General features: G+C 70.6%; 18 protein-coding genes, 1 tRNA gene and 3 pseudogenes. 10 read left to right on the top strand and 12 right to left on the bottom strand.

Going from position 1 to position 24,169, the window contains the following annotated elements; genetic code table 11:
* Nucleotides 1-2: 2 nt before the first annotated feature.
* On the top strand, nucleotides 3-395 hold the full coding sequence (locus tag ACIQK6_RS25560; RefSeq protein WP_329097364.1) for a VOC family protein: 393 nt from the start codon (nucleotides 3-5) through the stop codon (nucleotides 393-395).
* On the opposite strand, the gene ACIQK6_RS25555 is transcribed toward ACIQK6_RS25560, so the two are convergent.
* From ACIQK6_RS25555 to ACIQK6_RS25545, 3 genes are all read right to left on the bottom strand, one after another.
* Complete coding sequence (locus ACIQK6_RS25555; protein WP_402695531.1) at nucleotides 392-1,132, bottom strand: hypothetical protein; 741 nt, start codon at nucleotides 1,130-1,132, stop codon at nucleotides 392-394. The genes ACIQK6_RS25560 and ACIQK6_RS25555 overlap by 4 nt on opposite strands.
* Nucleotides 1,133-1,233: 101 nt before the next feature.
* Nucleotides 1,234-1,485, bottom strand: a complete 252-nt coding sequence (locus ACIQK6_RS25550) for a hypothetical protein (protein ID WP_402695530.1) — start codon at nucleotides 1,483-1,485, stop codon at nucleotides 1,234-1,236.
* A gap of 165 nt (nucleotides 1,486-1,650) precedes the next feature.
* Nucleotides 1,651-2,127 (bottom strand): DUF309 domain-containing protein, encoded by a 477-nt coding sequence (locus ACIQK6_RS25545; protein WP_329097359.1) that lies wholly within the window; start codon nucleotides 2,125-2,127, stop codon nucleotides 1,651-1,653.
* 109 nt (nucleotides 2,128-2,236) lie between these two features.
* Here ACIQK6_RS25545 and ACIQK6_RS25540 point away from each other — a divergent pair.
* A tRNA-Pro gene (locus ACIQK6_RS25540) sits at nucleotides 2,237-2,310 on the top strand.
* Nucleotides 2,311-2,667: 357 nt separating this feature from the next.
* Here ACIQK6_RS25540 and xerC read toward each other — a convergent pair.
* Nucleotides 2,668-3,750: pseudogene (gene xerC / locus ACIQK6_RS25535) on the bottom strand (tyrosine recombinase XerC); the annotation flags it as partial.
* Nucleotides 3,751-4,180: 430 nt separating this feature from the next.
* On the opposite strand from xerC, the gene ACIQK6_RS25530 reads away from it, so the two are divergent.
* Together ACIQK6_RS25530 and ACIQK6_RS25525 are read left to right on the top strand one after the other, a co-directional pair.
* Nucleotides 4,181-4,486, top strand: a complete 306-nt coding sequence (locus tag ACIQK6_RS25530) for an ArsR/SmtB family transcription factor (protein ID WP_402695529.1) — start codon at nucleotides 4,181-4,183, stop codon at nucleotides 4,484-4,486.
* A 31-nt stretch (nucleotides 4,487-4,517) separates the two neighbouring features.
* Nucleotides 4,518-4,984 (top strand): annotated as a pseudogene (locus ACIQK6_RS25525) (cation transporter); the annotation flags it as partial.
* Nucleotides 4,985-5,290: 306 nt separating this feature from the next.
* Here the strand turns inward: ACIQK6_RS25525 and ACIQK6_RS25520 are convergent.
* Together ACIQK6_RS25520 and ACIQK6_RS25515 are read right to left on the bottom strand one after the other, a co-directional pair.
* Nucleotides 5,291-6,604 (bottom strand): hypothetical protein, encoded by a 1,314-nt coding sequence (locus ACIQK6_RS25520; RefSeq protein WP_402695528.1) that lies wholly within the window; start codon nucleotides 6,602-6,604, stop codon nucleotides 5,291-5,293.
* 210 nt (nucleotides 6,605-6,814) lie between these two features.
* Nucleotides 6,815-7,723: a LysR family transcriptional regulator gene (locus ACIQK6_RS25515; RefSeq protein WP_402695527.1), complete on the bottom strand. Its 909-nt coding sequence runs from the start codon at nucleotides 7,721-7,723 to the stop codon at nucleotides 6,815-6,817.
* A gap of 263 nt (nucleotides 7,724-7,986) precedes the next feature.
* Between ACIQK6_RS25515 and ACIQK6_RS25510 the strand changes: the two genes are divergently transcribed.
* From ACIQK6_RS25510 to ACIQK6_RS25500, 3 genes are read left to right on the top strand one after another with little or no spacing between them, the layout of a single operon-like run.
* Complete coding sequence (locus tag ACIQK6_RS25510) at nucleotides 7,987-8,781, top strand: gamma-glutamyl-gamma-aminobutyrate hydrolase family protein (RefSeq protein WP_402695526.1); 795 nt, start codon at nucleotides 7,987-7,989, stop codon at nucleotides 8,779-8,781.
* A gap of 31 nt (nucleotides 8,782-8,812) precedes the next feature.
* Complete coding sequence (locus tag ACIQK6_RS25505; RefSeq protein WP_078613352.1) at nucleotides 8,813-9,544, top strand: FadR/GntR family transcriptional regulator; 732 nt, start codon at nucleotides 8,813-8,815, stop codon at nucleotides 9,542-9,544.
* The gene (locus ACIQK6_RS25500) at nucleotides 9,541-10,980 is read left to right on the top strand and encodes an amino acid permease (protein ID WP_402695525.1); all 1,440 of its coding nucleotides are present in this window, start codon (nucleotides 9,541-9,543) and stop codon (nucleotides 10,978-10,980) included. Before ACIQK6_RS25505 ends, ACIQK6_RS25500 begins: the two co-directional genes overlap by 4 nt.
* A 242-nt stretch (nucleotides 10,981-11,222) precedes the next feature.
* On the opposite strand, the gene ACIQK6_RS25495 is transcribed toward ACIQK6_RS25500, so the two are convergent.
* The 6 genes from ACIQK6_RS25495 to ACIQK6_RS25470 all read right to left on the bottom strand — a co-directional run bounded on the left by ACIQK6_RS25495 (nucleotide 11,223) and on the right by ACIQK6_RS25470 (nucleotide 21,503).
* A complete protein-coding gene (locus ACIQK6_RS25495; protein WP_329097278.1) occupies nucleotides 11,223-12,626 on the bottom strand; it encodes a lipase/acyltransferase domain-containing protein in 1,404 nt (467 codons plus the stop codon).
* A gap of 1,223 nt (nucleotides 12,627-13,849) precedes the next feature.
* The gene (locus tag ACIQK6_RS25490) at nucleotides 13,850-14,149 is read right to left on the bottom strand and encodes a hypothetical protein (RefSeq protein WP_329097277.1); all 300 of its coding nucleotides are present in this window, start codon (nucleotides 14,147-14,149) and stop codon (nucleotides 13,850-13,852) included.
* A 373-nt stretch (nucleotides 14,150-14,522) separates the two neighbouring features.
* Nucleotides 14,523-15,359, bottom strand: coding sequence for a hypothetical protein (locus tag ACIQK6_RS25485; protein ID WP_329097276.1), 837 nt, complete (start codon nucleotides 15,357-15,359; stop codon nucleotides 14,523-14,525).
* 194 nt (nucleotides 15,360-15,553) lie between these two features.
* A complete protein-coding gene (locus tag ACIQK6_RS25480) occupies nucleotides 15,554-16,330 on the bottom strand; it encodes a hypothetical protein (RefSeq protein ID WP_402695524.1) in 777 nt (258 codons plus the stop codon).
* A 263-nt stretch (nucleotides 16,331-16,593) separates the two neighbouring features.
* Nucleotides 16,594-18,309 (bottom strand): ABC transporter ATP-binding protein, encoded by a 1,716-nt coding sequence (locus tag ACIQK6_RS25475; RefSeq protein WP_402695523.1) that lies wholly within the window; start codon nucleotides 18,307-18,309, stop codon nucleotides 16,594-16,596.
* Nucleotides 18,306-21,503 (bottom strand): MFS transporter, encoded by a 3,198-nt coding sequence (locus ACIQK6_RS25470; protein WP_402695522.1) that lies wholly within the window; start codon nucleotides 21,501-21,503, stop codon nucleotides 18,306-18,308. The genes ACIQK6_RS25475 and ACIQK6_RS25470 overlap by 4 nt, the downstream gene beginning before the upstream one ends.
* A gap of 152 nt (nucleotides 21,504-21,655) precedes the next feature.
* Here ACIQK6_RS25470 and ACIQK6_RS25465 point away from each other — a divergent pair, with 152 nt between their 5' ends.
* The 3 genes and pseudogenes from ACIQK6_RS25465 (at nucleotide 21,656) to ACIQK6_RS25455 (ending at nucleotide 24,154) form a co-directional block, all read left to right on the top strand.
* Nucleotides 21,656-22,336: a TetR/AcrR family transcriptional regulator gene (locus ACIQK6_RS25465; RefSeq protein WP_329097272.1), complete on the top strand. Its 681-nt coding sequence runs from the start codon at nucleotides 21,656-21,658 to the stop codon at nucleotides 22,334-22,336.
* A 123-nt stretch (nucleotides 22,337-22,459) separates the two neighbouring features.
* Nucleotides 22,460-23,511: pseudogene (locus ACIQK6_RS25460) on the top strand (PucR family transcriptional regulator).
* A gap of 133 nt (nucleotides 23,512-23,644) precedes the next feature.
* Entirely contained in the window at nucleotides 23,645-24,154 is a 510-nt protein-coding gene (locus ACIQK6_RS25455) for a hypothetical protein (protein ID WP_329097270.1), read from the top strand.
* Nucleotides 24,155-24,169 lie beyond the last annotated feature (15 nt).

Below are 24,169 nucleotides of genomic sequence, written 5' to 3'. Positions count from 1 at the left end.
GCATGCCCTCGCACATCGCCCTCACGGCCCTCCTCGTCAACGACTACGACGAGGCCATCGACTTCTACACCCGCGCCCTCGGCTTCGACCTCGCCGAGGACACCGCCCGCTCGGACGGCTCCCGCTGGGTCGTGGTCCGCCCGCCCGGCGCCACCGAATCCGCGCTCCTCCTGGCCCGCGCCAAGGACGAGGCCCAGCGCTCGCGCGTCGGGGACCAGACGGGCGGTCGCGTCGGCCACTTCCTGTACACCGACGACTTCGCCCGCGACCACGCCCGGATGAGCGCCGAAGGCGTCCGCTTCCTGGAGGAGCCGCGCCACGAGCCGTACGGCTCCGTCGCCGTCTTCGAAGACCTGTACGGCAACCGCTGGGACCTCCTCCAGCCCGCCGCCTAGGGGGTGCGGCAGCGGAACCGGTCGGCCACCGCGCGGAAGGACTGCTTGGGTGCCCACTGCCCGGTTTCCGCGTAGCCGCGCCGGGTTCCGGACGGATACGTCCTGACGAGCGCGAAGCTGGCGATGTCCAGGTCGTGGCAGCGCTGCGGCGAGTACGGGGAATCGGGCGCGATGAAGTTGTAGACGAACGCCCCGTACACGCGCTCGGCCGCGTAGAGGTCCAGCAGCGCCCCGACCTCGGCGGCCTGCTCGCGCTCGTCGCGCACGTAGCCGTCCTTGACGACGGGGGGTTCCCGCTCCCAGTCCACCGCGGTGAAGCCCGAACCGCCCAGTTCCCCGGCCCCCGTGAAGGTGCAGCAGCCGAACTCGGTGATGACGACCGGTTTGCCGTGCCGGTGCAGCGCGGGCAGGGCCCGGGTATAGCTGGTCCTGTTGTCGCCGTTGCGGTACAGGTTGGCGCCGACGACGTCGAAGCCGTGCCAGTCGACCTGTTCCCAGTCGCCGGAACTGTAGGTGACCGGCCCGTGGAACAGCGGCCGGACGGTCCCGACCGCCCGGCCCAGGAAGGCGTTCAGCCGCTGCTGGTAGCCGGCCGACTCCGGGCGCCCCAGCGCCCGGCCGCGCTCCGCGTAGTCCTTTCCCGGCACCAGGCCGGACATGAAGATGGTCAGTTCCGTGCCGACCGAGAGGCCCACGCAGGGATACCGGGTGCGCAGCGACTCTGCGGCGCGTGCCACCGAGCCGAGGAAGGCGAGGGTCTGCTCGGCGTCCTGGTCGAACTGCCGCGGCTCGAACCAGACGAACAGGCCGTGCGCGGCGGCGATCGACGCGGCCTCGGTCAGCCGGTCGAGCCGGTGGCCGAGCAGCAGAACGGCGTGCCGTGCAACTGCTCCTTGACGGCCGCGATCTCCCGGCGCACGTACTCCGTCCGCCAGACGTCACGGTCGGTGTCGAAGTTGACTCCCTTGTGGGTGAGCGATGCGGGTGTCCGGGCACGTGCGGTGCCGGTGCCGGCGGCGGTGGCGCAGAGGGTGGCTGCGGCCGCGACACCGGCCAGCAGGGTCCGGCGGCCGATCGGTGGTGAGGTCATGCGCCCAGCCTCTGCGGAGGGCGGGTCCCGGGCCATCGTCCGTAGGCATCGCACGCCGAGACCAAAGTCGCTCCGCGCCGCTCGGACGGTCCCGCGGCGCGCTGACCACCGCGATCCGCTTCGCCGCCCGCTTCATCAGGTCGGTGAGGCGATCCGGCCACAGCACTAGCTCGGGGCGAGCCTCGGTGCCTCGCGCGCGGCATCGACGGCCGGGCCACCGTCCGCCACCCGGCCGGCCAGCTCCCCGGCCCACCGGACCAGGCCCGGCACGTCGACCCCGTACGGCCCCCCGTCGAGCCCCTCGACCGCGGCGGCCCCGCGCCGCAGCAGCCGGGCCCCGCCCACCGCGTTGCCGCGCGCGGCGTGCGTCAACCCGACGGCGAGCTGCGCGAGCCCCCGCCACAGCGGGGCCGCGGCCTCGGGACCCGACTTCCAGGCGTCCTCGAACACCTCGTGCGCATGGAACGGCATCCCGGCGTCCAACAGCCGCTGCGCCTCCCGCACGGTCTGCTCGGCGGAGCGCACCACCCCTTCGGGTTGCCGTTCCACCCCGGGCACCCCGTAGGCGAGCGGCCGCCCCAGCCCATCCCTGGGCCGCGCACTGCGCGCCCGCCCGTCGACGTCCCGATCCCGTGCGTTCATCACCCCATCCTCCCCCCTCACCGATTACCCGTGCATGCACACCCCTCGCCGTGGGGTAATGTTCTGCATGTGCCGCCGAGCAAGGGGAAACCCCAGGTCGCAGGCACAACGGGACGTGGCGCAGCTTGGTAGCGCACTTGACTGGGGGTCAAGGGGTCGCAGGTTCAAATCCTGTCGTCCCGACTGTGCTTTACGCAGGTCGGAGGCCGTTCTCTCATCCATGGGAGGACGGCCTTTCGTGCGTCCGGCGCCATGGTGGTCGCAATGTGGTCGCACGTCCAGCCTGTGGCCGGTTGGCCGTGGCGCTGAAGGCCGGCGGCGCGGGGGAGCGGGGGAGCGGAGTCCACGGAGGGTTTCGCGGAGCTGCTGCAGGTGGTCGCGTGGTGGTCGCAGCCACGCCGGGCGGCGGGTTTCGGTGCCGGTGTCCTGGGCTCCGGTGAGGGTGCGGTCGATGGTCTCGACGGCTTCTCGGGCTGCCTGCCGGGTGAGGTGGCTGTAGATGTTCGCCGTGGTCGACAGGGTGGAGTGGCGCAGCGTCTTGGACACCACGGTCAGCGGTACGCCGGCGGAGATCGTGATCGTGGCCGCCAGGTGGCGCAGGTCGTGGACCGTGATGCGCGGGACGCCCGCTTCTTCGGACAGCTGGTGGAGCCGGTCGAGGACCTGGTGCGGTCCGAGCGGTCGCCCGTCGGATCGGCAGAAGACGAGCCCCGCGAACGGATCGTCAGGGTCGCCTCGTGTCCGTGGGGTTGTTCGTGCGTGGTGCCGGAGAGCGGTGGCGACGCGCGGTGAAATCGCGACCCAGCCGCGGCTCGACCGGGTCTTCGGTGCCGTGATCACGAGGTGGTTGTTGTCGATGGCGGAGAGGGTGCAGCGCACGTAGAGGACGCCCTCGCCCAAGTGGACGTCGTCCCAGTGGAGCCCGAGGGCTTCGCCCTTGCGCATGCCGGTGCCGATCAGGAACTCGAACAGGTCGGCCATCTCGGCGTCGGCCTGGTGGCAGTAGGTGAGGAACCGTGCGGCTTCCTCCGCCGTCCAGATCTTCCGCTCCGGTGCCGGCGGTCGGCGCAGGACCGGGGGAGAAGCGGGGTTGTGGGGGAGGCGGTGTTGGCGGACGGCGTCGCCGAGGGCGCTGGAGAGGGTGGCCAGGCAACGGTAGAGGGTGGTGCGGCCGCGTCCGGCGGCGAGCTGGCAGGTGACGAAGGCGGAGATGTGCCGGTGGGCCAGCTGGTCGAGTTTCAGCGTGCCGAAGGCCGGGATGAGGTCGTTGCGGACGTAGTCGCGGTAGCGGGCCATCGTGGTCGGCTTCAGCACCAGGGCCTTCGCCTCCAGCCAGGCGTTCAGGTAGGCGGCGACGGTCTGGCTGGGGTCGGCGTTGTATCCGCCGGCCTCGCCCTCGAGGAACCGGCCCAGGGCCTGCTCGGCGGCGTCCTGGGTGAGGAATCCTCCGCGTCGGACGGTGGTGCGGTGGTGGTCGGGGGTGGGGACGTCGACGGCGAAGTTCCAGGTGCCGTGGTGGCTGTCGGTGCGCAGGTGGGGGCAGTGGGTGCCGAGCTGGTGGTGCTGGGGGTCTCTGCAGCCGCAGCGGCGGTAGATCCGGCCGCGGCCAACGCTGGTACGCATGGAGATCGCCTCCAGGAGGCGAGGGAAGGCCTGACACCCTCAGCGTGCGACCACACGCGACCACCACGCCCGTCAGAGAGGCCGCGACCAGCGAGTTTCCCTTGTCGGTGCGCCAAGGGCAGCGCCTTGACTTACCTTCGCAGACGCCCAGGAGATTCTTCGTCTGCTGGCGGTACAGACGCCGCACCAGGCTGACCAGCCATAATGGCGGACGCTGGGCCAAGTTCCCGCCTCCTGGCCCGCGAATGGTCCGGATCTTGGGGGGGGCGATACGAGCAGCGCCAGCGTGGTCAGCAGCACGCCGTACGGGCACGTGCCGCGCATGGGTGACGACGTACTCGGGCGGCCCCGCAGGAGAAGTGGCTAGCTGCCGAATCGGCCGGCGGCGGGCACGACGGGAATCGGGATCTCGAAGCGGACCGTCCCGTAGGTGCTGACAATCGCCTCCGACATCGAGGTGCTGGCGCGGTTCGGCCGCGCCCTCGCCGACCCGATCCGCTGCCGCATCCTGCTCGCCCTGTGTCAGGCTCCGGCCCATCCCGCCGAGCTGGCCGACGCGCTGGGCATCTCCCGGACCCGGCTGTCGAACCACCTGGCCTGCCTGCGCGACTGCGGTCTTGTCGTCACGGTCCCGGTCGGCCGCCGCACCCGCTACGAACTCGCCGAAGAGCGCCTTGGCCACGCCCTGGACGACTTGCGCACCGCCGTGGTCGCCGTCGAGGCCGACCGTGCGTGAGTGGACGCCGAGGAGAAGGGTTGCTGTTGAGATGGCTGCGGAGATATCCATCGGCCCGGCCCCGGCCCGCCGTGACGCCCTCGCGAAGCGGATACGGCTGCTGGTCGCGGCCACCATCACCTACAACGTTGTCGAGGCGATCGTCGCCATCACCGCTGGGGCTATCGCCCCCTCCACTGCGATGATCGGTTTCGGCCTGGACTCGGTCATCGAGGTCTCCTCGGCCGCCGCGGTCGCCTGGCAGTTCTCCGGCCGCGACCATGCTGTCCGCGAGGCACGGGAGAAGACCATCCTACGGATCATCGCCTTCTCGTTCTTCGCGCTCGCCACGTACGTCGTCGTCGACGCCGTCCTGCCGCTCTCGGCACCGGAGAGACCGAGCGGTCCATCCCCGGCATCGTGCTCGCCGCTCTGTCCCTGGCCGTGATGCCGTTTCTGTCGGCCGCCCAGCGCGAGGCCGGGCACGAACTCGGCTCCGCCTCGGCGGTTGCCGACTCGGACGCTTCCAGGGTGCGACCACAGGCGACCACCGAGCTCCCGAGGCCGCCGCGACCAGTGCCTTTCCCTTGTTAGCGCTCGCTGCCCTGCGCAAGGGTTCACGATGTCCGGTCGTAGGCACCGGCTAAGGATGGCGGCTTCGGATCGCAGCGGCCGGAGTCCGGAGCTCGGGGCGCAGCAGGCCAGGTGCGTTTGGTCCCGAGGCCGTCGACGATCACCGTCTCCGGTCGTCTCGCCGGTACAGCGGCCAGGTCCGGCTCCGCCTACCCCGCGCAGCGGTACTCGCAGCGGGCCGGCGTCACCAGCTCAAGGCCCCGGGCCGTCGCCTCGGTCTACGGACGGCCGTGGCGCTCGACGGGTTGCGGGTGTGGCCGCCGTCTGTTCGTCGGTCAGGCGGGCCCGCCAGTCGCTGACGTAGTCGTCGGGCATGGACGCCAGGCGGGCGATTTCCCCGTCGCTGCGCCCATCGGACCAGGCCAGGATCCGTGTCACGGTGCGGTTCCGTGCCGCGCGGAAGTCCTTGAGCATGTTCTCGAGGCGTTCGACTTCCTCGGCTTCGCGGACGAGCTGCTGGTCGACGGCGGAGCGTTCCTCGGCGCGCAACCGGCGCAGATGGGCGTCCAGGCCCGTCAGGACCAGACCCTCCTCGTGCGCGGAGTTCTGGAACCCTTCGGCCAAGGCCGCCAGCACGCAGTCGGGGACGTCGGCGAGGGTGGCCCCGGGGGGCTTGGCCGCCTCCCAGGTGCCCCGACCCGCCTCTGTCGTCTCCAGCCAGACGCGGGCGTCTGTCGGAACACGGTCGCCGCACGCCTGCGCGCGATAGGCGTACAGGGCGGCACGGTGGCCGTAGAAAGTGAAACCGTCCTCGATCTGCCGGTCGGCGGCGCGGCACATCCGCCCCGGTACACCGCCATAGCCGCTCTCGGGACTGTAGTCGGCGTAGGCATCGAGTTCCGCGTCCGTGGCCAGGCCCCAGGAGGGATCGCACAGACCGGGGTTCATGGCGAGGAACGCGCCGACCTCGACACGCCAGGCAGGGATCGGTGTCGTGCGCAGCCTGGGCCAGCGGAGATCGCCGGAGGGATCGAAGGTGTGGGTCGCGGCCTGCTCGATGTCGTCCCAGGCGGTGGCGGCCTCGGCCGACCACTCCAGTTCGTCGTCCGGTCCGATGCGGTGGATGGAGTCCACGAGTCGCTGCACGGCGGGGAGTATGCGCAGGGCGAGCGCGTGCAGTTCCTCAGCGGTGAAGAAGCGCCAGGAGCAGCCGCGCTGTTCGTCATGGGTCAGGTGGCCGAGCAGCTGCACCATGCTTCCGGAGGCCGGGACGGCCCCGTCGCCGAGTGCCCTGCGGGGGAGGCCGGGGAGCTGGCTGCCGAGGTCTTCGGACGGGGCCCGCCAGTCGATGTCGCCGAACCATACGGCGCCGTCGCGTGCGTCCACTGCCAGCCACTGGTGGTAGCCCGCCCCCGGGCCGTAGCGCTGCTCCTGCTGCTCGGCATGCTCGTCGTGCCATACGTACTCGCCCGGAGGCGGGTCCAGCTCCACGGCCATAAAGCCGTCCTCGGGGCGGTAGCCGGTGAGGACGCGGGCCGTTCGCGGCGCACTGTCGGCGGCGGTCATGAGGGGTTTCCTCTCGCTGGAACGTCAACCACCGCAAACGTAGGGCGCCTGTCACACAATAGTTTAACTTTCAGCCACCGCGTCCGGTAGTCGGACAAGCCGGGAGACCTGGCGTCACCACCCGGTCTACGCGCGTGCGGCCGCCGTCAACTTGGCGCATTTCACGTGGGTTCACGCTCCGTTCGCCTCCGGTAGCCGCCCGCCGCAGCCTCATGCGAGCGCGGCCAGCGCTTGCGCGGCGAGCATCTGCTCCAGGTCCAGGACGGCGCGCGGGGCGTGCCGGGTGTCGATGCGGACGGCGTAGATGAAGCGCGTCAACTGCGGCTCGGCCAGGGGGCGGGCCACGACCTGGGTGTTGGCGCGGGGCAGGGCGAGTTGCGGCATGACGGCCACGCACAGGCCTGCGGCCACGAAGCCGAGCACGGTGTTGAAGTCGTCCCCCTCGTATTGCAGGCGGGCCTGGAAGCCAGGCGTCTTGGCCATCTGGGAAAGCAGTTCCAGGCGCAGTGCGGCCTCCGGAGCCGCGATCCAGGTCTCGGACGCGAGGCTGGCCAGGTCGATGACCTCCCTTTCGGCCAGGCGGTGGTGTGCCGGGACCACGGCCACCACCGGATCCCGTGCGACCAGCGTCCGGCGCAGCATGCGGGGTGGCGGGACGGGGATGAAGTCGTAGTCGTAGCTGAGGGCCAGGTCCATGTCCCCCCGCTTGAGCCGGTTGTAGCAGGCCTCGGGTTCCAGTTGGCTGAGGCTGACCTGCAGGTGGGGGTAGGCCGCGTGGAGTTGGGCCAGCGCTTGCGGAACGATGCTGGTGGCGGTCGAGGCGAAGGCGCCGAGGCGGATCCGTCCGGCCGTACCCGCGCGCATGGCGTCGAGTTCCACCGATGCCGTCGCCAACGCATTGCGGACGCCCTGCTCGGCGTCGAGAAGGACTTCGCCGGCCGGTGTGGCGCGCACGGGCCGGCGCTCCAGCACTCTCAGGCCCGCGCGGCGTTCGAGTTCGGCGATCTGCTGGGAGACCGCGGGCGCGCTGTAGCCGAGCTCGCGTGCGGCGGCGTTGAAGGAGCCGTGCCGCACGACGGCTTCGAGGGTGGCGAGCAGGCGGGGGTCGAGTCCGTGCACGGAGTTAAGGCTCACTTATCTGTCGCGAAGATGTGTTTTCTTGTGATTGCGGATGAACGCCAGCAGGATTCTTGCTCGCGGCAAGAAAAACGCAAGCCCGCGCTCCCGGATCGTGACCGCCCCTCCACCTTGTCGCCGGGGCGCCCTCCGCCAGTGCCCCGTCCGCCTTTTCTGCCGCAGCCCGCCGTGGCCGGGGACGTCCGGCGGGGCGGGTGTGCACCCGGCCGTAGACGATCACCCCTCACGCCCTGAAAGGAAGTGGTATGCCCCAGCCACCACTCATCGGACTCACCACCTACCTGGCCGACGCCCGGTGGGGCGAGTGGGACCTGCCCGCCGCAGTGCTGCCTGCGGCCTACGCCGGCTGTCTCCAGGCCGCGGGCGGCCGGGCCGTCCTGCTGCCGCCGGACGCCCCGTCGGCAGCGGCCGATGTGGTCGCACGTCTGGACGCGATCGTCCTGACGGGAGGCGAGGACGTGGATCCCGCCCTGTACGGCGCCCGGCCCCACCCGCGCACGGGGCCGCCGGTCCGCGAGCGCGACCGGTGGGAGCAGGCTGTACTGGCCGCCGGTCTCGCCCGCGACATACCCGTGCTCGGAGTGTGCCGGGGTATGCAGCTGATGAACGTACACGCCGGAGGCACCCTCATCCAGCACCTGCCCGACAGGGTGGGCCATCACGGCCACAACCCCTACCGGGGCCACTTCTGTGCCCACACCGTCACCACCGCGCCGGGGACCCGGATCGGCGCCCTCCTGCCGGGGACCCGCGAGGTCGCCACGCACCATCATCAGGCCGTGGATCGCCTCGGTTCCGGGTTCATCGTGGCAGCCCGTGCGGCGGACGGCACCGTCGAGGCGATCGAGAGCACCCGGCACCGCTTCGCCGTGGGCGTCCAGTGGCATCCGGAGATGGGTGTCGACACGCCGGTGGTGCACGCCCTGGTGGATGCCGCCGCTTCCGCCGCAGACACCGATCGGGCGGCTTCGGTGGCAGGACGGAAAGTGCGCACGGTACGAAACTCGCCGGGCCGGACTTTCCCGACACAGGTGTCTTGACACCCTCCGGCGCACCCACCAGGATCACACCGTGAACCTGTCAGACAGCCAGACAGGTGGTCAGGCCCCGCGGCGCGTCAGCGCGATGGAAGCGGTCTTCGGCCACCTGCGCAGCGCCATCGAGCGCGGTGAGTACGTCGTGGGCGACAAGCTCCCCTCCGAAGCCGAGTTGTGCCGGACCCTGGAGGTCAGCCGGCCCGTGCTGCGGGAGGCGCTCCGAGCCCTCCAAGCCATCGGCCTGACCGCCTCCAAGAGCGGAAAGGGCACGTTCGTCCTGGCGAACACGGTCGAGGACCCCACCTTCGGCGACTACGTCGCCAGCGACCTGCTGGAGGTGCGCCGGCACGTCGAGATCCCGGTCGCCGGGTACGCCGCGCTGCGCCGCACCCCGGAGGACCTGGACCATCTGGGCCATCTGCTCGACCGGATGGAGCAGGAGACCGACACCACCGCGTGGGTGGCGATGGACACCGTCTTCCACCTGGCGGTGGCCGAGGCATCCCGCAACCCCGTCTTCCGCCGCGTCATCGAGGAGATCCGCGACGCACTGGCGCGTCAGTCGACCTTCCTCAACGAACTGGGCGGCCGGCGCGAGCAGTCCAACTGCGAGCACCGGGCGATCCTCGAGGCGCTGGCCGACGGTTCCGAGCACGACGCGGTGGAGGCCATGTCCCACCACCTCCTGAGGGTCGAGACGACCCTCACAGAAATCGTGCGCCCCCAGCGCGCGGCCACCTCCACGGAAGGCAGACCCGAGGCGTGAGCGAGCAGTTCCTCAAAGACGAGAAGCGCCCCACGACCCGTCACGTGGACGCCGGGGACACCGGCTACAGCAAGTCCTTGACACCCCGGCACGTCAACATGATCGCCATCGGGGGTGCGATCGGCACCGGGCTCTTCCTCGGCGCGGGCGGACGCCTCGCCGACGCCGGCCCCTCACTGTTCGTCGCCTACGCCGTCTGCGGGATCTTCGCGTTCCTCGTCGTACGCGCGCTCGGCGAGCTCGTCATGTACCGGCCGTCCTCCGGCGCCTTCGTCTCGTACGCCCGGGAGTTCCTCGGGGAGAAGGGCGCGTACACCGCGGGCTGGATGTACTTCCTCAACTGGGCGACCACCGGCATCGCCGACATCACCGCCGTCGCCACCTACACCCATTACTGGCGCCTGTTCTCCGACGTCCCGCAGTGGGTGATCGCGCTCATAGCCCTGGCCGTGGTCCTCACCGTGAACCTCATCTCGGTGCGGATTTTCGGCGAACTGGAGTTCTGGTTCGCCATCGTCAAGGTCGGCGCGCTGGTCGTCTTCATGGCCATCGGGATCTTCTTCCTCGTGACCCGGCACCCCATCGACGACGCCGTGCCCGGTCCGTCCCTGATCACCGACAACGGCGGGATCTTCCCCAACGGCCTGCTGCCCATGTTGCTGATCATCCAGGGCGTCGTCTTCGCCTACGCCTCCGTCGAGCTGGTCGGAGTCGCGGCCGGTGAGACCGAGAATCCCGAGGAGATCATGCCGAAGGCGATCAACTCGATCATGTGGCGCGTCGGCCTCTTCTACGTCGGCTCGGTCGTCCTGCTGTCGATGCTGATGCCGTGGAACAGCTACAGCGCCGGCCAGAGCCCGTTCGTGACCGTGCTCTCCCACATCGGCATCCCGGCGGCCGGCGACGTGATGAATCTGGTCGTTCTCACCGCGGCCATGTCCTCGCTCAACTCCGGCCTCTACTCCACCGGCCGCATCCTGCGCTCGATGGCCGTCAACGGTTCCGCCCCGCGGTTCACCGCCCGGCTGAGCCGCACCCAGGTGCCCTACGGCGGCATCCTGCTCACCAGCGGCATGTGCGTCCTCGGCGTCGGGCTCAACTTCGTCGTTCCGGCGGACGCGTTCGAGATCGTGCTCAACCTGGCCGCCATCGGCATCCTCGCCACCTGGGGCATGATCATGCTCTGCCACCTCCTCTTCTGGCGGAAGACCCGTGACGGCGAACTGACCCGTCCCTCCTACCGCCTGCCCGGGTCCCCGTGGACCGAACTCGTGACACTGGCCTTCCTCGCCTCCGTCCTGGTCCTCATGTACGCCGACGGAGGAGCGGCGCGCACCACCGTGCTGTGCGTGCCACTGATCGCCGCGGCGCTGGTCGCCGGCTGGTACGCCGTCCGCGGCCGCGTGGCGCGCGCCGCCGCGAAGAGCGAGGGCTGAGCCGGGCGGCGGGCGCGGCCCGTCCCCCCGGGCCGGGCCTGCCGCCGGCCACCCCGGTCAGCAGCAACCCACCACCAAACGAGGCAGTGATGCGCAGCAGTCTCCTCGCGGACGCGCCCGCGGATGGCGAAGATCGGCATCTCCGCCACGTGATCCTCACCGTAGCCGCTGCTGAGCGTCGTGCCGACTGCGGCGGTGTACGCGTCGCCGCTGTCGACGCCAGGTTGTGTACCGGGCATCGGTCAGGCGTCCGCCACCGCGGCCATGACGAAGTGCGAGACGGGTTCGGTGCCTCCAGAGACTTCGATACGGTAGAGGCCGGGCTGGGTCAGGATGCATGTGGCGGAGAGGGTGTCCGCGTTCTCGCGGTCGCGGCGGAGCTCGGCGGGGACAGTGGCGCGCGATCCCGTCACCTCTTCCACCGTGCAGTTCACGGCGGCGGGGTTCGAAGTGCCTGCGAGCCGGATGGCGAACTCCTCGCCGACCCCGATGGCCTCGGGCGCATCGAGGCCGAACTTGCCGTCGCCGAGGATGTCGCCGAGCTCCTCCATCCCGCGGATGCGACTGAGCGCGGACACGGCCATGGTGCGCACCAGATTGCCGGACATCAGCGTTCCGTGCTTGCGTGCAACGGGGATCTCGCGGGCCCCGCCGTGCTGTGCGGCGGCGGTGCAAACGGTGCCGTCGCCGCCCAGGACCTGGTGCATTGGGCTGCCGTCCGGATGCTGCAAGGGCATTCCTTCCTTCCGTCTCGGCAGTTCCTCGGAAGCGACCGCTTCTCCGGAATCGATGTGCATGCTGGCGGGCGTGGGCTGTCGGACGCCGACCACCAGACTGTGTTCACGAAGCTGAACGCCTGCCAGTTGCTGCTGCCAGGACAGCGTGTCGGCCGCCAAGTCCGGGTCGCCGCCGATCGCCACTATGTCTGCGGCCGTCAGACGCCTGGTATCGCCGCCCTCCCACAGGCACCGGTAGCCGGGCAAGAGGTCGTACAGCCCCGGCATGGTCCGCCCGATCCCGCGCAGTTCCTCGCGGGGAAGCCACGGAGCGCCGTTCCGGCCGGTGCTGAGGACGACGGCCGCCTTCACGGAGCCCGCGAAGGGAGTGCCCGCAGTGAGTACACCGGCCACCTCGTCTGCCGCCCCCGGCGTCGCGAACACCTCGCGGACCAGCAGCCCGCCCATCGAGTGTGCGACGAAGAGGAGTTGACCGGGCCGCTCTTCTCCTGAACTCATCATGTGCTGGTCGTGCTTGGGATGAGCACGCCATGCCGTGAGGTGACGGTTGGCGAACTCGGCGAGTTTGAGGCCATTGTGACGAACCGAAAGTCGCCAGTCGTAGGCGAAGGTCGCCACCGCATGGGGATGGACAGCATGGGCTCGGAGGTCACGGACGATCTTGCTGTACGGCTCGATCCCGCCAAGGTTGGGGAACCACTCATGGGCGGAGAGTAGTCCCCCCGGCCTGATCCGCCCGATACGCCCAGCCCGTTCGTCGTCGGTCAGGGCCAACGACCTGAACCGGTCGAGCTGCATCCGAGCCGTGTACCGGAAGAGGTGGGGCGCACCCCAGAGCACCTTGCCGGTCACCGTGTCGACCAGCTCACTGCCCATGATGCCAGGGACGACCACCACCGCGTCGTGCAACAGCCGCTTCTGTCCTGCCACTGCCACTGAAGGTCTCCCAGAGCTCAACTGTCGGTTCGCTCATTATCCTGGCGATCCATTGCGAACGGCCGGGATTCGGCCAACATCCCGATGACGTGTCGCACTTCGCGGGAGCTGAGGAGGGACGGTGCAATCGGCCAGTTGCGCCGTGGTCCAGCCAGTGACGGCGAGCTCACGCAATCGGCTATGGAGCAGAGCTGATGCCCCCCGTCCTCGGCCGCGACCTGCGCCTGGCAGACTTCCCCGCCGTTGGTGTCGAGGTGGACGGTTCCCCGTCGGCCGTGCGGAACGGCGCCAGTCCGTCGCCGCCGCTGCGGAGCACACCGCATCGGTGCGGGGTCCTCGGCCCGTTCACGGCCGGTGCCTGATCGACACGTGCGCGCGTGGATCCTGGAGTCGTGCCACCGGTGGATCGCGCCGTGAGGCGTGGGCGGACCCGTCCGCAGCAGCGGCCACAGTCTGTCCTTCCCGGGCCGGGACGGCGCTGCCGCGATTGCCGGCCCTTTTGACTGGGCGGACGACTTCCACTCCTGCGGAGCCACTGTCGCCCGCTCCCGCGGCAGGTGGGGCGTACTGAGGGCAGACGGTACGCAAGCCGGCCTGGTCTGGCGGTTCGAAACGCGGGAGCAGGCGAAAGGCCACGTGCTCAAGGGGCGTGGCGTTACCCTGCGCCTCGCAGCATGTCGGCGACGGGCCGTGGGGGAGGTACCACTACCTCCTAGTACAGGAAATGCGACGCGTTCCAGAAGTACTTCACCGCGCTCGCCCTGCGGCTGACTCGGACCATCGGCCTGTACGGGGTGAAGGCGGTGCACTCGTACCTGCGGGCGTGACAGCTACCGGCCCGTGGAGGTGCTCGACGTTGAGGATTCTCGGCTGGCTGGTCGTGTGGATGCCGGGCCGTACTGTTGGATTCCCGGGTTTTCCCGTACGCACGACAGCAGGCGCGCGCCTGGGGCCACTCAGACACCGCAACGATCAGCGCACGAGCAACGCCTTGGCCGGGCAGTTCTGGTGCGGTGAACGTCTTGCAGGAAGCAGACGTCTGGGCCCGTCGTGTTGGGATGGACGAGAAAGTATGTGACGCCGACGAGGCTGCCATTCAACCTCGCCCCCAGGGCGTGCAGACGTGTGTCCGCCTGGAACCCGCGTCGTGCCCCGGTCTTACCTTTCTGGCGGCTCGCAGGTGCAAGGCTATGTATTCACTTCGTGAGTGGCGGATTGCCTGGTGTCTTGTTGCTGCCCTGGCCGTCGCGGGAGGCTACGGCCACGGCGCTCTGCGCGGTGTTGGCGGCGGCCCGAATGCCAAAATACGCAGTGGTTATCGAAGCTATTGCGGTAAATGCGCTGGTGAGGATGGCGACCGACTCGGTGCCCATCTTGAGATGCAATGCAATCAGAATTGCGGATAGGGCTATACCGAGATCGCCGATAAGAACTACTAGGACGCCGGCCCAGGCCCGCGTGGTTTGAAGCTCTTTCTGATCCCTGCTGTCCATCATCGTGATCCTCCAGCGTCGCAACTAGTGCTTATCTGCTCGGCTTAGAGACCCCCGTGAAGGTGCAACGTGTCACTTCCAGGCTGACACGAAAGAAGACTGCTCACATCTCGGCGCAGGGCGGGTCGATCATGAGTGGTAAGTACGCCTTGAATTGTTTGAAGAGGCACCAAGTCTGCTATCGGGCCGTGCGCGATAGGCTCCAGTGGGATTTGGTCCGGTCGGTACGGGTGTGGGTATGCCGACCCGGAACCGGCCGAGTGCCGGCTCCCGGCCGAGTGGTCGGCCAATCCGTCGGACGCTCGGCGGACCTGGCCTCCGGCAGGCCGGATCCGCCGGGCCGCGAACCGGGAACCGCGAACCTGCGGGGCCCGGGTCAGGCTGCCCGTCGCCCTCCGGGCTGGTCTTTCGCCCACCACAGGAACGCGGCGGCGTGCTGTCGGTTCGCGAAGCCCTCGCCGGCCAGGTCGAGCAGCAGGTCGTTGCTCCACAGGATGAGCCGGCCGCGGGTCCGGTTCACCGATTCGGGGGACGGCAGTTCCAGGCCGTAGACCATCCGCGCGATCTCGCGCTTGCCGCCGGCCCGGGTCGTGTACTTCAGGATCGTCAGGAAGCGGTCGGGGTTCGTCACGCAGAGGACCCTCGTGAGGAGGGCTTCCTTGAAGCCGGTCATGGCGAACGGCTTCGAGCCGGACAGCAGGTGCTCGAGCCGGTCTTCGAGCGGTACGTCGGAAGGTCCGCGTAGGAGGTACTCGATCGTCTGGCGGGTCGCGTCCCCGGCCGCGGTGTCGCCCATGTCGTTCCACGCGGAGTTGAAGGTGGCCTGGTTGCCGGGGTGGGCTCCTACCTCGGAGTTGGCGAAGTCCTTGAGGGTCCTGGGGTCGCAGGTCCACAGCCCGTCGGGGGAGAAGACCTGCTGGTACTTCGACCAGTAGGCCGCCACGTCGGGGTCGAGGTCCGGTTTGACGGCGAGGTACTGCTCCTTCAGCAGGGCCGCGCGCTCCAACTGCTCGCGATCGACGTCCTCTGCGTTCGGAAAACGGGCCTTGAGGTCGTGGAAGGAGCGGGGCGGGTCCCTGCGCGGGACGGTGGGCTCCCTGTGCTCCCATTCATAACCGCACCGGTGCTTCACGAGTCGACGTCCGCCGCCGAACGTGCCGATCACTACGACGTCTTCGTCGTCGCTGCACAGTGGACACATGGGCAACGCCATGGCAATCCCTCCGTCGGTGCTCGTGCCCCGCTGTGAGCCGACGCACTCTCCGGCCAAGAGCCGCATTCTCGCATCGGGGCAGGGCGGGCGGGGTGCGATCGCAAGTACCCCGGCGGATCTCGACTTCCGCGGCGCGGACGGCAACTCCCCGCCGCAAGCAGTGAATCCGAAGTCGACGCGATGCCCGGCATCGATCAGTCGGTCAGCCGGAGCACCCGGTCGTCGTCCGTCACCTCGTACACGTCGATGCGCAGGAGCTGTCGGACGTGGGTCGGGACGCGTGCGGCGGCTTTGAGGGAGGAGGACGGCACGACGAGGGCGTAGCGCGTGTGCGGGTCCGGGCTCGTCATGCGGCGCAGCAGTTGGCCGTAGGCGGTGTCGGCGTCGGTGCCCTTCTCGCTGGTGCGGCCCTTCGCTTCGCAGATCAGCCGATCCCGGCCGCGTACGGCTTCCAAGTCGGTCCACCGGTCGGTGGGATCGACGGGTGTCCAGCCCTCGGCCAGTAGCCAGGCGCGGAAGGTACCGGTGACCCGGTCCTCGTCACTGGCACGGGCCAGGATCTCCTTCAGCGCCGCCAGGTCGGCCGCTTCGTTGCGGCGCAGTCGTCCGCGGCCGTCCGCATCCAGGTCGGCGGGGCGGACGAGGACCAGGCGCAGCCCGTGCGCGGGGATCTGCTCCTCGCGCCGGGCGTCGTACAGGGCGCGCTGTTCGCCGCGGTGGACACCGCTGACGGTGAGGCGGTCCGGTTTGTCGAAGTGGGGCATCGGCCGGTCGTGCTGCAGTTCGCGGTACTCGACCACCAGCCGATGCCCCGGCCAGTAGGCGTCGACTGGTAGTTGGACGCGTCGGCCGCCCGATCCGGGATCTCCGAGCAGCCAGTCGAACCTGTGCTGCGTCAGGGCGTTCTCCCCGAGGATCCGCTCGCACAACCCAACGACGTACGCCTCATCGCTGTCATCCCTCGTTGCCATGAACGGGCATACTGCCACCTCCCGAACCCGAACGGGCCCTCACCCCGTGAGCGGGGCGCCGCGCCACCCGCAGGCGTTGAGCTCCTGGCGCCAGGAGGGTCCGGGCACGGTCCGTCCGGGCACGGTCCGGGATCACCCCCGCCGGTGAAGGAGTACCAGGGGAGTTCGGCGAGAGGTTCAGCCCTTCGGCGGGGGGCAAGCGCAGGCGCAGCTCGGGGCCGGGAGATGTCGCTACAGGCCGACGGGCCGGACCTCATGACGGGTCATTCGCTCGCCGCCGGTGCGAGGGAGGCTTTCCAGAAGGCGGCGTAGCGGCCGCCACGGCGCAGCAGCGCGTCATGGCTGCCCTCCTCCACGATCCGGCCGCCGGCCACGAAGATGACGCGGTCGGCGCGTCGGACGGTCCGCATCCGGTGCGCGACCATCACCACCGTTCGGCCGGCCATGAGGCGTTCGATGCCCTCGTGGACGGCTGCCTCGTTCACCGGGTCGAGCGCCGAGGTCACCTCGTCCAGCAGCACGACGGGCGCGTCCTTCAGCAGCGCCCGCGCGATCGAGACGCGCTGGCGTTCGCCGCCCGACAGCCTTGTGCCGCCCTCGCCGACATGCGTCGCCCAGCCGCCGGGCAGCCGCTCGATCACCTCGTCCAGCCGTGCCGCGCCGGCTGCCGCCCGCACCTCGGCTTCGTCGGCGTCCGGGCGGCCGAGGCGTACGTTCTCCTCGATCGTGCCGTCGAAGAGGTGGACGTCCTGGAAGACGATGGCGAACTGCGCCATCAGCACCTCCGTGTCGATCGCGCGCACGTCCACACCTCCCACGCGCACTGCGCCGGCGTCCACGTCGTAGAACCGCGCAAGCAGGTGCAGCAACGTGCTCTTGCCCGCGCCCGACGGTCCGACGACGGCGAGCCGCTGTCCCTCCGGCACGGACAACGAGGTGTCGGCGATCACGGTGCGGTCGCCGTGCCGGAAGGTGACGGATTCGAACTCCAGGTCGTGGCGCTCCGGCTGGAGCGGTTCGGCCGGTTCCGGTAGCGGCTCGGTGTGCAATACCTCCTCGAGCCGCGCCAGTTCGTACCGTGCGCCGCGGAGCCGACCGCCGATGTCCGACAGTGACAGCAGCGGGTCAGCGCAGCGGGCGGCCAGGACCAGGATCGCCAAGACCTCCGCCGCACCGGTGCTCCCACCGAGCGCGAGGTGGGCGCCCAGCGCCAGCACGACGGTGAAAACCGTCTGCACCGCGAGTGCCAGACCGACCACGCCGGGCAGCGCCGCCAGCACCGTTCGTCGGGAGGCGCGTTGGACCTCCCGCAACGAGTCGTCGAGCAACCGGAAGCGTTCCGCGGTCCGGCCGCCCGCGCGCAACACCGGCTGGGCCTGGAGGTACTCGACGACCCGCCCGGTGGCTTCGTGGTCGCGCGCGTGGCGCTCGGCGTCCGTGGCGGCCATCGAGCGTCCGGTCCGGACCTGGATCGCCGCTACGATCGGTACGGCGGCCAACGCCGCGAGTCCCAGCTGCCAGTTGAAGGCCAGCATCACCACCAGAATGACCAGCGGGGTCACACAGGCGGAGATGAACGGTGCCAGTAGATGCGCGATCACGCTCATCGCCTGCAGGACGCCGCGGCCGGCCAGGACGGACACCTCCCCGATGCGGCCCGCGTCGTACCAGCCGATCGGCAGCCGGGCCAGATGGTCGCCGAGACGGTGGTACGTGCCGCGCAACAGCGTGCTCCCGGCAAGGAAGCCGGACCGGTCGCTGACGTAGCGCAAGCCCGCGTAGACCGCGACCGCGGCCCCGAACGCGATCAGCCAGGGCCAGGCGTCTTCGGGCGTGCCCCCGAACAGCGCCCGCAGCACGGGAACCAGCAGTGCGTAGGACACACCCTCGACCACGGCGGTCACCGTCATCAGGGCCACGGTGCGACGCACCGGCCGGGCGTACTCCTGCCCCAGCACGCGCAGCAGCGTGCGGATCATCGGGGATCGCCTCCTTGCGGTACGCCACTGTGGGCTTCGGTCCGGTCGGCGATCGCCGACCGTCGGGCTTGCCAGAACGCGGCGAACCTGCCGTCAAGTGACAGCAGTTCGGCCGGCGCACCGCGTTCGACGACTGCCCCGTCGTCCAGCATCACGACGGCGTCGGCGTCGGCGATCGTCTCCGGGCGATGGGCGACGACCAGGATCGTCCGGTCGCCATCCCGCGCTGCGAGGGCCCGGCGCACCGCCCGTTCGGTCTGCGGGTCCGCGAAGGCGGTCGCCTCGTCGAGCACGAGAACCGGCGTGTCGGCGAGCAGGGCGCGCGCGAGCGCGATCCGCTGTGCCTCACCACCCGACAGCCCTGCGTCTTCGCCGATCACCGATGCGTATCCGCGGGACAGTTCCAGGATCCGATCGTGCACGTTCGCCAGCCGGGCGGCGCGCACCACGTCGTCGAGGTCGGCGTGCGGTACCGCCAGTGCGATGTTGTCCGCGACCGACGAGCGCAGCAGCCGGACGTCCTGGAAGACGAAGGAGACCTTCCGGTAGAGCTCCCCGCTGTCGAGCTGACGCAGGTCGACACCGCCCAGGGTGATCGAACCGTGGGTCGGGTCGAAGAACCGCGGCAACAGCTGGACCAGCGTCGACTTCCCGCTGCCCGACGGCCCGACCAGTGCGGTGGTCGTCCCCGGTTCGAGCACCAGGTCGACCCCGCGCAGGACCTCGTGATCGGCTTCGTAGCCGAATCGGACGCCACGCAGTTCCAGCCGGTGACCCTGCGGTGCGACCGGGTGCGCGGGCTCCGGCAGCGACCGCACCGTGAGCACCTCCCGGATCCGGCCGACCGCGCGCCGGGCGGCCTGCACGTCGTCGAACCCGTGGCTGAGGGCCGCCACGGGAGCGGTCAGGCCCAGTCCGAGCAGCAGGAAGGGCAGCAGGTCGGCCGGAGCCATGCCACTGGTGGTGATCAGGGCCGTACCGCCGATCAGGACGGCCAACAGCACGAACGGCGGCGACAGGGCCACTTGCATCCCGGCGGCGATCCCGGCGAGAGAGCGCACCATCCGCAGGAAGCTGCCGACGAAATCGTCCACCGCCGTGCGGAACCTGCGGTGGGCGCGCCCGGATCCGCCGAACGCCTTGACCACCGAGATGCCCTGGACGAACTCGACGACGGAACACGAAATCCGTCCCATGGCCGCGTCGAAGTCCTCCTGTTCGCGCAGCCGGGTCGGCGTCATCATCAGGGGGACCAGCACCACTGCCAGCGCGACCGGGATCAGCGTGATGAGGGTGAGCCGCCAGTCGACGGTGAACAAGTAGACCAGCGACGCCAGCGGCACCACGAAGGCGGCGACGAGTTCGCCGGGGGTGTGCGCGATGAAAGGGTGCACGGCGCTGACGTCCTCCCCCACCACCTTCGCCAACTCGCCGGTCCGGCGCCGGGAGAACCATCCGATCGGTACGCGCCCCAGCTGCGCGGCCAGTTGCCGACGGAACGCCAGTTGCACCCGGCCGTCGACGACGTGCCCGATTCCCGAGGAGGCGGCCGTGAACAGCAGTCGGAGGAACAGGCCGACCGCACCCGCGATCACGACGATCCGGACATGACCGTGATCGATCGGGCCGGGCGCCAGCAGGGTGCGCCCCAGTTCGGCGACCGCCAGCAGCGGCATCAGACCCGCCAATGCTCCGACGACCTGCAGGGCCACCACGGCGGCGAAGCTCGTGTAGAAGGGGCGCAGCAGTCCTGCCACGTCCGCTCCCGCCGCGCCGTCCACCCCGGTCCGCCGGGCCCGTGACGGTGGACCGGTTCTGCGCAGGACGGCGAGGGCCACGAGGACCGCGGCGATCACGAGCGCGGCGCCGAGGGTCAGCCCGAGGGCGTATCCGTCGTTGAGCGTCCCGGGCGTGGCCGTCCCGCCGGTGCGGTGATGCGCCGCGGCGCCGAGGGCGGCGAGGCCGAGCGAGGCGCCGATCTGGCGCGAGCTGTTGAGCAGGCCAGCGGCGGCGCCGCTCTCGTGGGGCGCGACGCCGGCGGTGGCGAGGGAGACGACCGGACCGAGGCAGAGCCCGAAGCCGGCGCCGGCGAGGAGCGAGGGCCCGAGGACGTCGGTGGTGAAGCCGCCGTCGGGGCTGATCAGGCCGAACCGGGCGAGCCCGGCGGCTGCCAGGAGACCGCCGGTGACCAGGAGCGTGCGGGGTGCGAGGCGGTAGCCGAGCTTGACCGCGAGCACGGAGCCGGCGACCAGTGAGAGGGCGAACGGAAGGAACATCATCCCGGTCCGCGCCGGCCCGGTTCCGAGGACTTGTTGGAGGTAGAGGGACACGAAGTAGAAGCCGGATGTCATGGCCGCGCCGATCAGGAGCGTGTAGGCGTTCGCGCCCGCGACCGAGCGGTTGGCGAACAGCCCGAGTCGGATCAGCGGTTCACGGGTGGTGGTCAGCTCGACACGGATGAACGCGGCCAGCAGTGCGGCGGCCACCGCCAGGGTCGTCAGGGTGACCGGCGAGGTCCAGGCGTACCGATCGGTGCGGACGACGCCGAACACGAGCAGGGTCATGCCCGCCGTGACCAGGGCGGCACCGAGCACGTCCGGGCGGCCACCACGAGCGGTCGGCGGCCCCCCGGCGACGCCGCGCCAGGCCAGGGCCAGCGCGCACACCGCCATCGGCACGTTCACGAACATGACCCATCGCCAGGTGGCGTACTCGACGAGCACGCCGCCGATCATGACGCCGAGGGCGCCGCCGGCCGCGTTCGCCGCACTCCACACCCCGAAGGCCTTGATACGGGCCCTGCCCGTGGGGAACGTCGCGGTCAGCAGTGCCAGTGCGGCCGGAGCGAGCGCGGCGGCCCCCACGCCCTGTGCCGCTCGGGCGGCGACGAGGTGGCCGGGCTCCTGGGCGAGGCCGCCGAGGAGGGAGGAGAGCCCGAACAGTCCGAGCCCGAGCAGCAGGATCCGCTTGCGGCCGTACCGGTCGGCGGCCTTGCCGCCCAGCAGCAGCAACCCGCCGAAGGTGAGGGCGTAGGCATGGATCACCCAGGTCAGGCCCACCGCACTGAAGCCGAGGCCGGCAGCGATCTGGGGGAGTCCGACGTTCACCACCGACAGGTCCAGCGACACCATGAACTGCACGAGCGCTACCGCGGCGAGCGCGAGCCCCGGCCGGACACCCGAACTATTCGTCATCACGAACTCCCATCCCGACGCCGTCTGTTGCGCTGCCTAATGAGTTTCGGAACATGTTCCGAAAGTATCATCGGGCAGGCCGTGGTGAAACGCGAAGGGCTGCACCTGCACCCGTTTCACCGCGGAGGACGGCGGGGCGGCATGATGGGAAGATGTCCCGAGCGCCCGCGCCGCACGGCCGCACCGGCCGGCCGCCCCTGACCTCCCGTGCGCAGATCCTGGTGGCCGCCCGACGGCTCATCGACCAGGGCGGCTGGGAGAAGCTGACGGTCCGCCGTCTCGCCGCCGAGCTCGGCATCGGGCCGACGACCTTGTACCACCACATCCGGAACAAGGAAGACCTGCTGCTCCTCCTGCTCAACCAACACATCGAGCAGATGGGACGCCCCCCGCTGCCCGATGACCCGAGGGAGCGCATCGTCACGGCCACCACAGCGATGCACGACGCCCTCGCGGCCTGGCCGTGGGCCGCGGAGGTCCTCTCGGCCGACGGCTTCGTCGGCCTCCTCGACGAATCCGCGATGTGGATGGTCGAAGCCATCGTGGCCGGCGCCGCCGACCACGGATGCACGCCCGAGCAGAGCGTCGACGTCTTCCGCGGCATCTGGTACTACACCGTCGGCGAGGTCCTCGTCCGCGCGCACTCCGGCCGTCGACGGGACGAAGGGCAACCCTTCGCCTACCGCGACGACCTGGACCCGACCCGGCTGCCCCACCTGGCCGCCATCGGCGTCCGGTGGGCCGAGCTGGCCGCGCGGGACATCTACCCCGAGGTGCTGCGCACGTTCGTCGACGGGTTGCTCGCACGAGCCGTCCCCCGTGCCGCCGACTGAGCGCGGACCGGCTGCCGCACCGACATGTCTCCAGGTCCTGGTGCGGGCGCGCCCCCGTACGCGTGTCACCCTGGTTCCGAGTCGAGGGCGGGCGAAGGCGCGTGCCGGGATCGGGGGAGCAGGGTGGCGGATCGGGAAGCACCGCAGGACCGCCTCGGCGGCTATGCCGACATGCTGCGGGACGCAAGTGCCACGGGGCGTCGCCTCACCCGCGCCGAGCTCGACTCCCGCCGCGGCGAAGGACAGCGGGCGGCGGAGGACGGTCTGCCGCTGCGCGGGCTCATACGGGACCATCTGGCCGCCGCCCAGAACGTCCCGACCCGGTCACCGGCGCTCCTGCTCGCCGCGGTCGAGCAGGCGGTGGACGCGCGTTCGTCGAGGGGTACGAGCGCTCCCAACGCTAGGCGGTCCGTCAGGAGGAGGCGGCCCGCCGCGAGTTCATCGACGACCTGCTGTACGGGCGCAGCGGACTGGGCATGTTGGCCGAGCGGGCCGAACGGTTCGGGCTGCGCCTGTCGCAAGCCCACGCGGTGGCCGTGGCCGCCGGACCCGAGCCGTACGGCGACGGCTACCCCGTGGCGCGCCGCATCGAGGAGGCGGTCCTCGGCCGGTTCGGGAACCGGCAGATCCTGCTGGCCACCAAGGACGGCAGCCTCATCTGTGTGGCCCCCGGCGATCAGCCCGATGTCCTGGCCTACTTCGCCAAGCAGGCGCACGCGGCGACGGACGGCGGGCGGGTCGCCGTCGGCCGCTCCCACCCGGGCCCGGGCGGGGTCGTCCACTCCTACGAAGAGGCCCTCAACGCCCTTGACATCGCTGAGCGGATGGGGCTGGAGGGGCCGCTGCTGCACGCGTCCGACCTGTTGGTCTACCCGGTGCTCAGCCGCGACCGGCAAGCCATGGTCGACCTCGTGGAGAGCGTCCTGGGTCCGCTCCGCCAGGCGCGCGGCGGCCCCCAGCCCCTGCTGGACACCCTCACCGCCTACTTCGACAGCGGCTGCGTGGCCACGGAGACCGCCCGCCGCCTCTCGCTGAGCGTGCGCGCCCTGACGTACCGGCTGGGGCGCCTCCACGCCCTCACCGGTGCGGACCCGGCGGACCCTGCGGACCGGTACACGCTCCAGACCGCGGTGATCGGATCGCGGCTGCTGGGCTGGCCCGACGCCACGGCGTGACCGGGGGCACCCTGCCGGACCGCGGCGTCAAAGAGTCGTAAAGATTGCCGAAGGCAGGCAATGTGTGGCACCTCCGCGCGCTGGCACGATGCGGTTGTCCGGCGGAAATGCCGGCCGAGCGGGGGAGGTGCTCATGGACTTGTTTCTGGGTCTCGGCATCGGGGGAGTCGTCCTGCTGGCCGGCTCGCTGGTGTTCGACGGGGTCCTCGAAGGCGTCTTCGACGGTGCCCTCGACGGACTGTTCGACGGATGGCTGTCGCTCCCGGTGGTCGCGGGCTTCGTTTCGATGCTCGGTTTCACGGGGGCGATCGTGCTCGGGACCACGGGTCTCGGGCCGGGAGCGGCAGCCGCCGCCGGGGCTGCGGCCGGTGCGGGGGCCGGCTGGTCGACGTACCGGCTGAGCCTTGCCCTCGCCCGGAACGGCAGCGGGGCCGCCCCGCGCCACGGAGAGCTCGTCGGGTCGGCCGGCACCGTGGTCACCGCCATTCCGGCGGGCGGGTACGGCGAGGTCCTGCTGAGGCTGGGCGGCCAGCCGGTCAAGTACGCCGCGACCGCCGACGGGCCGGTGGCCCTCGGCGCCGAGGTGTGGGTGACGGCGACGCCGTCGTCCACCTCGGTCGGCGTGCGCGCCGTCGAGCGCTGACCCCAGCCGCTGCCC

The sequence above is a fragment of the Streptomyces sp. NPDC091682 genome (assembly GCF_044756625.1).
GTDB lineage: Bacteria > Actinomycetota > Actinomycetes > Streptomycetales > Streptomycetaceae > Streptomyces.
The sequence above is the reverse complement of the archived record's forward strand: the minus strand, read 5'-3'. Positions and strand labels throughout refer to the sequence as shown.